This is a genomic window from Corynebacterium striatum, from assembly GCF_016728105.1.
In the GTDB taxonomy this organism is placed as follows: Bacteria; Actinomycetota; Actinomycetes; order Mycobacteriales; family Mycobacteriaceae; genus Corynebacterium; species Corynebacterium striatum.
Genome location: NZ_CP068158.1, coordinates 2,579,836 through 2,591,317, shown reverse-complemented (window position 1 = coordinate 2,591,317; position 11,482 = coordinate 2,579,836). Strand labels below are relative to the sequence as shown.

10 protein-coding genes are annotated in these 11,482 nt (G+C 58.6%); 2 read left to right on the top strand and 8 right to left on the bottom strand.

The window, feature by feature from the left end; all coding sequences use genetic code 11:
* Positions 1-80 precede the first annotated feature (80 nt).
* From I6I72_RS12090 to rimM, 4 genes are all read right to left on the bottom strand, one after another.
* The gene (locus I6I72_RS12090; RefSeq protein WP_049192550.1) at positions 81-659 is read right to left on the bottom strand and encodes a hypothetical protein; all 579 of its coding nucleotides are present in this window, start codon (positions 657-659) and stop codon (positions 81-83) included.
* A 151-nt stretch (positions 660-810) separates the two neighbouring features.
* Positions 811-1,173 carry a hypothetical protein gene (locus tag I6I72_RS12085; protein ID WP_049192548.1) on the bottom strand — a complete coding sequence of 121 codons (363 nt, stop codon included), beginning with the start codon at positions 1,171-1,173 and terminating at the stop codon, positions 811-813.
* On the bottom strand, positions 1,163-2,029 hold the full coding sequence (gene trmD, locus I6I72_RS12080) for a tRNA (guanosine(37)-N1)-methyltransferase TrmD (RefSeq protein ID WP_201806999.1): 867 nt from the start codon (positions 2,027-2,029) through the stop codon (positions 1,163-1,165). The genes I6I72_RS12085 and trmD overlap by 11 nt, the downstream gene beginning before the upstream one ends.
* Complete coding sequence (gene rimM / locus I6I72_RS12075; RefSeq protein WP_049192545.1) at positions 2,026-2,526, bottom strand: ribosome maturation factor RimM; 501 nt, start codon at positions 2,524-2,526, stop codon at positions 2,026-2,028. The genes trmD and rimM overlap by 4 nt, the downstream gene beginning before the upstream one ends.
* A 131-nt stretch (positions 2,527-2,657) precedes the next feature.
* Here rimM and I6I72_RS12070 point away from each other — a divergent pair, with 131 nt between their 5' ends.
* On the top strand, positions 2,658-3,068 hold the full coding sequence (locus I6I72_RS12070; protein WP_201806988.1) for a cupin domain-containing protein: 411 nt from the start codon (positions 2,658-2,660) through the stop codon (positions 3,066-3,068).
* 95 nt (positions 3,069-3,163) lie between these two features.
* Here the strand turns inward: I6I72_RS12070 and rpsP are convergent, their stop codons facing one another.
* The gene (gene rpsP, locus I6I72_RS12065; RefSeq protein WP_201806986.1) at positions 3,164-3,661 is read right to left on the bottom strand and encodes a 30S ribosomal protein S16; all 498 of its coding nucleotides are present in this window, start codon (positions 3,659-3,661) and stop codon (positions 3,164-3,166) included.
* 442 nt (positions 3,662-4,103) lie between these two features.
* Here rpsP and I6I72_RS12060 point away from each other — a divergent pair, with 442 nt between their 5' ends.
* Positions 4,104-6,374 carry an acyltransferase family protein gene (locus I6I72_RS12060; protein WP_005528861.1) on the top strand — a complete coding sequence of 757 codons (2,271 nt, stop codon included), beginning with the start codon at positions 4,104-4,106 and terminating at the stop codon, positions 6,372-6,374.
* A 1-nt stretch (position 6,375) separates the two neighbouring features.
* Here the strand turns inward: I6I72_RS12060 and I6I72_RS12055 are convergent, their stop codons facing one another.
* From I6I72_RS12055 to I6I72_RS12045, 3 genes are all read right to left on the bottom strand, one after another.
* On the bottom strand, positions 6,376-7,560 hold the full coding sequence (locus I6I72_RS12055; RefSeq protein ID WP_201806977.1) for a TIGR04053 family radical SAM/SPASM domain-containing protein: 1,185 nt from the start codon (positions 7,558-7,560) through the stop codon (positions 6,376-6,378).
* 137 nt (positions 7,561-7,697) lie between these two features.
* Positions 7,698-9,323 (bottom strand): signal recognition particle protein, encoded by a 1,626-nt coding sequence (gene ffh / locus I6I72_RS12050; protein ID WP_201806975.1) that lies wholly within the window; start codon positions 9,321-9,323, stop codon positions 7,698-7,700.
* Between the two features lie 47 nt (positions 9,324-9,370).
* Complete coding sequence (locus tag I6I72_RS12045; protein WP_201806973.1) at positions 9,371-11,482, bottom strand: [protein-PII] uridylyltransferase; 2,112 nt, start codon at positions 11,480-11,482, stop codon at positions 9,371-9,373.

The window sequence follows — 11,482 nt, the reverse complement described above, 5'->3', positions numbered from 1 at the left end:
CTCATGCAGTAACGCCCCAACACATTCGTGTCGGGGCGACTCGTTCAGGAAGCGCAACGCTTTGATGTGCTCGCGGGGTGCTAGTAGATGAGAACTGCTGCGTTGTCGCCTCCAGAACAGCGGACAGAGGAGGACGTGCCGGAGCAGTACATGTAGTAGTTGCCGCCGGTAACCGGAGAATAAACCTTCAGCGTTGCGTTCGGGGAGCCGGTCGCGGCGTAGTTGCTTACAAAGGATGAATAAACATTTGCTGCAAAGCTTTGCGAGGTGTTGCCGGTGAGCGCTCGATAGCTGGTGTATCCAGAGGAGTAGGACGGAGCTTGTGCAACGCGCTGAGCGGGTACGACGGGTTCTGGCGCCTGCACGGTCACGGTAGCCGGGCGCTGCTCAGTGACAGTTACTGGGGCGACGTCCTGTGCAGAGGAGACAGGTACTGGGGAGGCCGCACCAGCAGCAGCATCAGAGCCGCCGCTTTTGCCCATGAACGCCATGACGCCCGCCACGATTGCAGCTAGGCAAAGACCAACGATGGCCGTAATAGCCACTGCCAAGCCGGCTGAAATCCCGCCGCGCTGCTCTGTGGGTGCCAGGTAGTTATCTGCCGGATAGGTGAAACCAGCGCCGTTGTTGGCCTGAGGGAAATTGTTGGGGATGGACATGCGGTGCACCTGCCTTGTATCGAGTAAAGAGAGAAGGAAGTAAGGAAACTTCCTTTTGATGACTTCACAATAAGACAGGTACTACCAGCGACGATTGATTTCGGGGAACATTCCCCTTTCCGCAGCTCACAAGATGGCTCGGCCTAAAGATTTATGGTTGCCACGCGCAGGCGGTGCCCAATCCGAACTCAGTGTGACCGATCTCGGAGGTTCCGTACCACAGAATGTGTGGCGGCAGGCAGTCCACCACTGCCGCGGTCACCTTGGTCAGCGGCAACGTTGAGGTTCCATTGACGATGACGCGCCAGACATTCTCACTAACCGGCGCGGAGCCATGCTTGTCCATGTACTCGTTGACGAGCACATTATCCGGCTCACACGTGAAAGAGACGACCTCAGCGCTAATATTCGCCGGTTCAAAACCGTTTGCAGCCAGCTGTTCTGGCATGCCGTCGAGAATCTCGTTCCACTCTTTTTCCGTCATCAAAACTGACAGGTCAGTACTAACTTCCATTGCGAAGACTCTCCAGGAACTTCTTGTCTTTCTTATCCAGCTCAACTACTTCGAGCAGTTCCGGACGGCGTTCCAGCGTACGTTTTAGCGACTGTTGCCGGCGCCATTCATCCACCCGTGCGTGGTTTCCAGAGGTCAGCACCTCAGGCACGGCCAGCCCACGCCACTCGCGTGGTTTGGTGTAGCTCGGGCCCTCGAGCAAACCATCGGAGAATGAATCTTCCTCATGAGAGCGCTTATTGCCCAGCACGCCTGGGATGAGGCGCACGATGGCCTCAGCAATAACCAGCACCGCCACCTCCCCGCCGATCAACACGTAGTCCCCGATGGAGACTTCTCGCACGCGGTAGCGCTGCGCTGCATCGTCAATGACACGCTGGTCGATGCCCTCGTAGCGGCCACAGGCAAAGACGATGTGTTCCTCGTTGGACCACTCGCGCGCGTCTGCTTGGCTAAAAGGTTTACCCGCGGGGGTCGGCACGATCAGCAGCGGCAAGGAAGGATCCTCGGCAACGCCGTCTTCCCCTACCGACCGCTCGTAGCCGATGGCCTCCACGCCCTCGACGTCGTCGTGGCGCGGCTTATTGAGGTGCGGGAGGGAGGATTCCAGGTCCGTGGTGCGCGCGGCACCACTAGCGACGTCGTCAAGCGCAGGGCCCCAGACTTCCGGTTTCATGACCATGCCTGGGCCGCCACCAAAGGGGGAATCGTCCACAGATTTGTGGACATCCGTAGCCCAGGCACGCAGATCGTGGACGCCTACAGATAGCTTGCCCTGCTCGATGGCCTTGCCCAGCAGAGCATGTCGCAGCGGGTCCAAGTACGCGGGGAAAATCGTAATGACATCGAGCCTCACAGGTCCAACAATCCTTCCGGTGGAGTGATGGTGCAGGTGCCTTCGTCGAGATCGACCTCGGGAACGATTTCTTCAACGAAGGGAATCAAGGCTTCCTTGCCAGATTCCAATCGCACCTCCAGTAAGGACTGGGTTGGCCCATGGGTAAGCCCGGTGACCTCGCCGATGTCGTTGCCATCATGGATGACGCGCAAGCCTTCCAACTCATGGTCGTAGAAACCGTCATCGTCAGGGTCATCGAGCGGCGGGGCGAAGAATTGTGTGCCGCGCAGGCTATCGGCTGCGGTGCGGTCTTTTACTTCCTCGAAGGTAATGAGCAGGCGCCCCTTGTGCACGCGAACTGCCTTGATGGTGAGTTCGTGTTCCTTCTTTCCTTGGCGGCCATGGAGCACCTCGTCCACCGCGAAGCGGATTTCGGGCTCGTCGGTGGTGGCTTCGACGCTCAGCTCGCCTTTGATTCCGTGCGATTTGATGACACGGCCGATCATTAGTTCCATTTGCTCAACTTTAATCGCTTCCAACTGACGGCACGAACTACGATATTTTATACGATTTTAGACTTATTAAATCCGATATTTTTGGGTAACGTTGAGAATGAAACCACCGCTTTTAGATAAAGGAGAAGCCCATGGCAGAGCTTCCAATCAATGACGTAACCACCTTCGGTAATGCCAGCCATCGCGGCGAGGAAATGCTCAATCTGGACCTCCTGGCGGAGGCGCCAGAACCAAACGCGCAGCGCCCGCGCCCGGCCGTCAAACGCGTGTTGAGCGCCGATGGCGGCAACCTCATCCTATTCACCTTTAACGCGGGCCAAAGTTTGCCGGACCATAAGGCCGCACATCCGATTACCGTGCAAACGTTGCGCGGAGAAGTCTTGTTTACGTGTGGAGGCAAAGAAGTCCCCCTCCGGCCAGGCCAGATCATCCACCTGCCAGCCTATGTTCCACACCGGGTTGACGCGGTGGAATCGGATGGCGATTCACCGGCAATTATGCTGCTCACAATGTTGACAGGAGAAACAATAGCCAGCGCTTAAAACGGTGATAGCAAAGGGGCGCCTGTTACCGTTCCCCTTTACGGGAGGTAACAGGCGCCCTTTAGAAGATCTAGTTACGCAAAAGCGCAGCGAGATTACTCTGCGGACTCCTCAGAAGCCTCAGCGGACTCTGCAGCAGCAGCCTCAGCAGCAGCAGCTTCTTCTGCAGCCTTCTCAGCAGCAGCCTTAGCCTCTGCCCCTTCCTTGGCCTTCTTCTTCTTTTCGGTGATGGCCTCGATGGATGGGCCGTTGTTAGCCTCAGCCAGTGCAGCGTTGAACAGCTCCAGCTTGGAAGGCTTCGGCTCAGCAACCTTCAGGGTGCCCTCAGCACCTGGCAGGCCCTTGAACTTCTGCCAGTCACCGGTGACCTTCAGCAGCGCGAGAACCGGCTCGGTCGGCTGTGCGCCAACGCCCAGCCAGTACTGTGCGCGCTCGGAATCGATCTGGATGAGGGAAGGCTCCTGCTTCGGCTGATAGATGCCGATGTTCTCGATAGCCTTGCCGGAGCGGCGGGTGCGTGCATCAGCGATGATGACGCGGTACTCAGCGTTGCGGATCTTACCGATACGCTGCAGCTTGATCTTGACAGCCATGATTGGCTCCTTTTCTAGTCACCGGGCAGTTCAGACACGCACAACCTGATAGCGGTGCGCCGGTTCAGCCCTTGGATTTACCCTGCGCGTGACATGCCGGCCGTCCGTAGGCGGTACCGGCGTTACGCAGAATTTTAAGTTTGAGGTGCAGTCCGCACGTGTGCATACTTTTCTCCAAAAGAAGCACTCGACAGACAACCTAAACAATTTTAGCGTCACGCGAATGAAAAATGAAATCTGCGCAACGGTCCAAGCAACTTCTGCCACCTAGTAGCCGCGCCGTTATGCCCTTGGGCGCACAACAGAGTAATCTGTTTGACGCTAACCAATGACCCTTTCAGGCCTTACCTTAAGCGATTGAGCACTGCGCCCTCCTCTAGGGCGGTCCCACACAAGAGTATTCAAAATATTTTTGCAGTTGCCCGGCCTGCTGAGAGAAAATATGACTGAAGATTCGCCACGCAGCTTCCGCTACCGCTACGACCTAGACGGTCTTCGCGGCATCGCTATCGCACTCGTGGTTATTTATCACGTATTCGTCGGGCGAGTGTCCGGCGGCGTCGATGTCTTCTTGCTGCTTTCTGGCTACTTCTTTTTGGGCTCGCAGCTTCGCTATGCCGCCAAGCCAAATGCATCCCTGAATCCATGGTGGCCGATTTGGCGCACGCTCAGGCGCCTCGTACCAAGCCTCGTTCTAGTTATCGGCGCCACCTATTTCTTGGTACGCACTTTCACGCCGGAACTCATGCGCACCGAGCTGGCTCAGCAAATTACAGCCACGATGCTCTACTTCCAGAACTGGGAACTAGCGAGGCAAAACGCGGATTACACGGCCGCCTCTGCAAGCACCTCGCCACTGCAGCACATGTGGTCAATGGCTGTGCAGGGCCAGTTCTACATCATGGGCATCGTTTTCGCGCTGATTCTCGCGGCCATCATGAAACTGCGCCCAGCTGAGGACCCTAAGCGTCTCAAGCAGGTGCGCTTCCCCACTGTCAATCAAATCGCTGGCCCCATTCTTATCGTCGCTACTATCGCATCCTTTGCTTATGCATCTCGCGAGGGGCTGTACGGTTCGCCCGCTAACTACTACTCCACGTGGTCCCGCACATGGGAGTTAACGCTCGGCGCCGTTCTCGCGATTTACGGCTCGAAGTGGAATATCCCAACTCGATTCTCCAATTTCTTCACCGGGCTCGGCCTCGTATGCTTGGTTTTTACCGGCGCCGTTATCGCAGAGACCACCGCTTACCCGGGACCGCTTTCCTTGCTTCCGCTCGGCGGCGCTGTCCTAATTATCTTGGGTGGCGGCGGATCTATTTCCCGCCACATGGCTTCCCCAAAGGCACGCTGGCTTGGCGACGTCGCGTACCCGCTCTACCTCTGGCACTGGCCACTGTTGATCCTGTCTACAAAGGCATTGGATTTAGAGACCCCGCCGTGGTGGCTGGGCATTATTATCATCGCAATTTCCTTGGTCCTCGCAGACCTCACGCACCGCTTCCTGGAAAAGCCTCTGCGCCAGGCTCGCAAGCGCCCGACCAAGGATGATCTTCCAGTCAACAGCGCTATTGCATCGATGAAGCACACCCCTGGTTCCTTGCGCGCTGTTGGTGGTGTGCTTATCAGCGCCTGTGTAGCTGGCCTGCTATTAATCCAACCAATGTGGATGAGCACCATTTACTCAGAGAATGCGGAAAACCTCGATCCAAAGCTGTACCCAGGCGCAGCCGCATTTGCCATGAACGCTGACACCCCGAAGGGCGTGGAGTTTAAGCCAGACCCTATTTTGGTCGGCGGCATTATGCCTCCAACTGCTGTGGCCTTCTGTTTCATCGGCCAAGACATGCCTGCCGATTACTTGCCTAGCGCACGCCTCGACGGCACACCTTGCACATTTGGTGACCGTGAAGCAAAGACTGAAGTCTATGTGGTTGGCGGTTCTCACGCAGAGCAGTGGATAGCTGGCCTTGACCGCCTAGGCCGCGAAATGCACTTCAAGATTGTCCCGATGCTGCGACAGGACTGTCCGATTGAGCTTGGCGACGACCTTACAGTCACCCCTGAGTGCAATAAGTGGGGCGAGATGGTCACTGACCGCATCGTCGACGCCAAGCCGGCCCTGGTCATTTCCAACACCACCCGCCCTTCGGGCCCGCTTGGTCAAGGTCCGGACTACGTCCCAGCCGGATACATCGAATTCTGGAACCGCTTGGCTGAGGAGAAGATACCTTTCCTCGGTCTGCGTGATAACCCCTGGGGCTTCGATGACGCCGGTAAAGGCCGCGAGTTTGATGAATGCTACGTAGCTACCGAAGACATTGAAGGTTGCGGCATGACTTTTGACGAGGTTTATGCCCCTGTTGATCCAGGCGCCGAGATCTTGTCTGAGTATGACAACATGATTTCCCTGGACACCTCTTCTTGGTTCTGTGACAAGGACGGCGCTTGCCCCGTTGTCATCGGAAATACCATGGTGTACCGCGATATGCACCACATCAGCAATGCTTTTGCCGAGTCCGCAGCCCCCATGCTGCGCAAGGCTATCGCTCCCTTCCTCGAAGGCAAGAAGCAAAAGCAGGACCCGCCTGAATCCCCATCATCAACTCCGAAGCCCACGCCGCAGTCTTCGACGCCGAAAACTGTGTCCCCTACTTCGGAAGCGCCTCAGCCGGTTCCCTACCCTTATTACTTCGACAACGACGCCGTCTAAGTTAGCTGCTTTTAACGTGGGTGGCGGCGTCAAGCTTGTCCTTCTGCCTTTCCCATGCAAGCGGAGCATAAGCACACGTGGGATCGGAGGCCAAAGGATCGCCCGTCATCGCGAATGCGGTCGAGCGCGAGCCGCCACAGACGCTTGCATACTCACACACCGCGCACTTGCCCGACCACTGGGCAGGATCGCGCAGTTTCTTAAACACCGGCGAATTGGCATAGATATCCGGCAGAGTTTGCTCCTTGACGTTGCCGCAATGCATGGGCAAGAAGCCGTTTGGGTAGACGTCGCCCAGGTGATCAATGAAGACGAACCCGGAGCCAGCGTTGATGGCCATCGGCGGGCGGGGGCGGCGCGTATGTGAGGCATCCGCGGGCCTGAGAACTCGCTCGGTTTCCTCGGTGAGGTACTTATAGAGCTCGCCGCCCTCGTATTCGCTCCCCCGCTGGGCTTCGATGACGATGCGTCGATACTGCGGGCCTTCGGTGGTCTTGATGGCGACGCGATTGGAGACGTCGTGAAGCCAATGCATGGCGTCCTCGCGCTCGAGCGGCGTCAGCGCTTCCAAACCAGTGCCACGGCCGGTGGGAACGAGGAAGAACACGCTCCACAGCTTCGCGCCCATTGCGATAACGCGCTTGAGCAGCTGAGGTGCTTCCCTGACGTTGTTCTTGGTGATGGTGGAGTTAATCTGCAGACGATAGCCTACGTCCGTGACTACTTCAGCCATCTTGATAGTTTGGTCGAAAATGCCCGAAAATCCGCGAAAATAGTCGTGGGTGTCCGCGGTAGCACCATCAAGGGAAAGAGACAATGCGCAACCGCCAGCGGCGCGCAGCCCTTCCAGGCGCTCACGCGTGAGACGCGGTGTCACCGACGGCGACAGCGACACGTTCAGTCCGAGGGAGGTGCCGTATTCGGTGAGCTCTTCGAGGTCGCCGCGTTCAAAAGGGTCGCCGCCGGTGAGCACCACGATGGGGCGCGGTTTGTCATAGCTCGCGATGGAGTCCAGTAGCGCCTTGCCCTGTTCCGTGGTCAGCTGTCCAGGCGTTGGCTCGTGCTGCGCATCGGCGCGGCAGTGCTGACATACCAGCTGGCAGGCGCGTGTTACCTCCCAAATGGCGATGAAGGGCTTCGCGTTGATGTCATGGTGGACTTGGCGGAAAACTGGGGTGGGCTTCATGGCGCGTTCGGTGACCTTTGGACTCGGAAGTTCTTAAATCCAACTTTAGCCGTAGAAAATCTAGGGAGCCAAACCGGCGAAGACAAAAAAGGGGCGGACACGCAACGCGCATCCGCCCCCTCGTGGTGGGAATCTATTTACTTCTTGCCCTGCCCAAAGTCGAGGTTGTTGAGATCGATGTTTTCCATTCCCTTGGGCATCTTCGGCATGCCCGGCATTCCTGGCATTCCACCGCCGCCCATCTGGCTCTGCAGCTTCTGCAGTTCCTCCATGGACGGCATTCCACCAGGCATTCCCGGCATACCTCCTGGCATGCCCGGCATGCCGCCGCGTGGACGATTCTTGGCAGGCTTGCGCTTGCCGTTCTTGCCCTTGCGGCCCTTGGCCTTCTTCTTGGTCGCAGAACGGCCCATGCCTGGGCCCATACCGAACTGGCCAGCCATCTTGGACATCATCTTCTTGGCTTCGTTGAAGCGCTCGATGAGCTGGTTGACCTCAGAGACCGAAACGCCGGAACCGTTCGCAATACGCTTGCGGCGGGAGGCGTTGAGGATCTTCGGATTCTCACGCTCTTGCGGGGTCATACCGCGAATGATGGCCTGGATGCGGTCGAGTTGCTTCTCATCGACCATCTCTGCCATCTGGTTCATCTGCTTGCCGCCCGGCATCATCTTCAACAGGTTGCCGATTGGGCCCATGCGGCGGATCATCAGCATCTGATCCAGGAAGTCATTCAGGGTAAGCTCACCGGTGCCAAGCTTGGCGGCAGCTTCTTCGGCCTTCTGGTGGTCGAGGGTGGCCTCAGCCTGCTCGATGAGCGAGAGCAAGTCACCCATACCCAGGATGCGCGAAGCCATGCGCTCAGGGTGGAAGATGTCAAAGTCCTGGAGTTTCTCGCCCGTGGAGGCGAACATGATGGGCTTACCCGTGACCTCACGGATAGACAGCGCCGCACCACCGCGGGCGTCACCGTCGAGCTTGGTCAGGACCACGCCGGTGAAGTCGACTTCGTCGCGGAAGGCCTCGGCGGTCTGGACTGCGTCCTGACCAATCATGGAGTCGATGACGAAGAGGACTTCATCTGGGTTCACAGCGTCGCGAATGTTGCGTGCCTGAGTCATCAGGGTCTCATCAATACCGAGGCGGCCCGCGGTATCGATGATCACGATGTCGTGCTGGGAGCGCTTGGCTTCCTCAATACCCGCCTGGGCGACGGCGACTGGGTCACCGTGGGAGGTGCCCATCTCGTGCTCATGGGAATCGATGGAGGTACCCGGGTCCGGAGCAAAGACTGCGACCTCCGCGCGCTCGCCGACGATCTGCAGCTGCTGGACCGCGCCTGGACGCTGCAAGTCACAAGCCACCAGCATTGGGGTGTGCCCCTGCTTGGACAGGTGCTTGGCCAGCTTGCCGGCGAGGGTGGTCTTACCAGCACCCTGCAGACCGGCCAGCATGATGACCGTAGGTGGGTTCTTGGCAAACTGCAAGCGGCGGGTCTCGCCACCGAGGATGTCAACGAGCTCCTCGTTGACGATCTTGATGACCTGCTGCGCCGGGTTCAGCGCCTCGGAGACCTCTGCGCCAGCGGCGCGCTCCTTGATGCGCTTGATGAAGGCACGGACGACGGTGAGCGAGACGTCGGCCTCCAGCAGCGCGAGACGAATCTCGCGGGCGGTGGCATTGATGTCGGCCTCGGTCAGCTTGCCCTTGCCACGCAGACCTGACAAGGCTGTTTGCAAGCGATCGGACAGTGACTCAAACACGAGTGAGTGCTCCCTCAGAATCTCGGGTAATTTTTAACTCCCCCAGCTTAGCCGCTCACAAGCGCTTGGGTCACATTCCTGACCAATGTCGCGCGGGGGACGTCGCCAAGCGGCTTCGCGTGCAGGACCATCGTGGCGCCCGGAACATAGCTGGTGATCCACTCACAGTCCGGTAGCTTCGCCAGCACGTGTCCCAGCACACCGGTGCGCTCCACTGTGCGAACCTCGAACACCCCGCCGGTCCACATCGCAGTGGTCGGCGCCCCGTCAATCTCCGGTAGTACCGTGAATACGCCTGATTTATAAGACTGGATAAACCGCGCCTCGTCCGCCGCGGCATCGAAGCTCTCCGCCACGGTGCGCACATCGAACTCCGCGGCAAACCCCTCCCCTTGCGCATCCGAAACGCGCGCCATCCGCGAAGACACAATGGTCCAGCCCAGCGCCGCGATGAGCGCCAAAGGACGAACGACTTCGCGCTGGTATTTGCCCCGCCACGTCACGGTGAGCGTGCGCTCTTCATAGTCAGTGCTCAAAGCTATTTCCTCGTCGGCGTAAACCACCGGTTTAGTGGGTGTGAGCGCTTCCAACTGGTCAAAAGCACGCTCGCTCAAGACCTTTATTCCGGACTCTAAACGCGGGTTCCATACATTAGGCCCTGTAGATTCGGCATCGGCTTTGGTCAAGACGAGGAGCAGGGACAGCGTGAGGTAGTCATAATGGACTGCCGCGAGCAGCTTATCGCGCGCCTCATCTGAGCAAGGATCCATTCGAGAAACCAGTTTGGCTAGCGTCGTGTGCTCAGCTACTAGGGTTTGCACTCGAGAGCGATCCGCCAAGTTTAATCGCATCTTAGCGGCAGCTTTGGCCACCATCTCCGCTCCGACGGCGGCATGGGGGCGGTCGTAGCCCTTGCCAATGTCGTGGTAGAGCGCCGCGAGCAGGAGAAGGTCTGGGCGGGCGACAGTGGTACGCACCTCGGCGCACCGCGCCACCGTCAGCATCGTGTGGTAGTCCACCGTGTGTGCGTGGCTACGCTCGCGGGGCAGCATGCCACGAATATGAGCCCATTCGGGAACGAGCTTCTCCCACATCCCTACCCGATCTAATTCCTGAATCAGACGAGGTGTGTCTGTGGGGGAAGACAAGATGGTAAAAAAGGCGTCGGTAGTGGCAGCTTTCCACCTCTGCGGTAGCTCAGGCGATGCAGGCAACAACTTCCATACACCTGGTTCGATAGGGCGGTTGGTCCGCGCTGATGCCGCGGCCACGCGCAGCCCGAGGCCCGGATCATCGAGATCTGCATTACGGGCCAATGTGACGTAACCGCCACTATCCACAACACCGACATCGAGTGGTTTGCGGCTACCGAGGCGCTGGCGCCTGCGCACGACGCCCCGTGCAGTGGCCAATGCCCTCTCCATGGCCTTATCCACTGTCGACGCCGCCTTGACCACCGCAGCCGAAAGCTCGTAGCGATCTACAAAGCCCAGCTCCTCCGCAATTTCGGCCGCAAACTCAGGGTCGAGCAGGTCGCGGTGCCGGTGGGCGTGAACATGCAGCAGAGCGCGAACATCCAGCAGCAGGTCGCGCTCAGATTCCAAACGCGGGGTATCTGCCAAGTTGCCCAATGCCAAGGCCCTGATGAACTGAATATCGCGCAAGCCACCGCGGCCGTTCTTGATATCCGGGTTGGTCATCGTTGCCAGCGTTCCGGACCGCCGCCACCTCGCGATGGCAGTGTTGAGAAAAGAGTCAAAGTGCTTCTGCAGCAAAATCCGCCACTGGGAAATAATCTTGGCGCGCGCTTCGTCGACAAGCGCCTTGTTCCCCGCCACGTAGGACAGATCCAGTTGCGCGAAACCTGCCGCGGGATCGGCCCCAGCGATTTCCGCACACTCGGTGGGGGTGCGCAGGGCATAATCCAAGTGGTATTTGGCCTCCCAAATGGGGTACCAAATATCTGCCACCGCGTCCTCATCAACCTCCGTGCCATCCGCGTGAATGAGGAGGAAGTCGAGGTCGGAATACGGCGTCATCTCGCGGCGCGCAAAAGACCCTGTAGCTGCGAGGGCGGTCCCCTCTGGCAACTCCAGGGTCTTGGTTAATGCGAGCGCCGCTTCGTACGCTTGTGCGCGAAGCTGGGCGGCCTTGTGCAT

Excerpts from the sequence above, each read along its gene's own strand:
- I6I72_RS12045 (WP_201806973.1), bottom strand. The coding sequence starts at position 11,482 with ATGCACAAGGCCGCCCAGCTTCGCGCACAAGCGTACGAAGCGGCGCTC.
- I6I72_RS12070 (WP_201806988.1), top strand. The coding sequence starts at position 2,658 with ATGGCAGAGCTTCCAATCAATGACGTAACCACCTTCGGTAATGCCAGC.
- I6I72_RS12060 (WP_005528861.1), top strand. The coding sequence starts at position 4,104 with ATGACTGAAGATTCGCCACGCAGCTTCCGCTACCGCTACGACCTAGAC.
- rpsP (WP_201806986.1), bottom strand. The coding sequence starts at position 3,661 with ATGGCTGTCAAGATCAAGCTGCAGCGTATCGGTAAGATCCGCAACGCT.
- I6I72_RS12055 (WP_201806977.1), bottom strand. The coding sequence starts at position 7,560 with ATGAAGCCCACCCCAGTTTTCCGCCAAGTCCACCATGACATCAACGCG.
- rimM (WP_049192545.1), bottom strand. The coding sequence starts at position 2,526 with ATGGAACTAATGATCGGCCGTGTCATCAAATCGCACGGAATCAAAGGC.
- I6I72_RS12090 (WP_049192550.1), bottom strand. The coding sequence starts at position 659 with ATGTCCATCCCCAACAATTTCCCTCAGGCCAACAACGGCGCTGGTTTC.
- I6I72_RS12085 (WP_049192548.1), bottom strand. The coding sequence starts at position 1,173 with ATGGAAGTTAGTACTGACCTGTCAGTTTTGATGACGGAAAAAGAGTGG.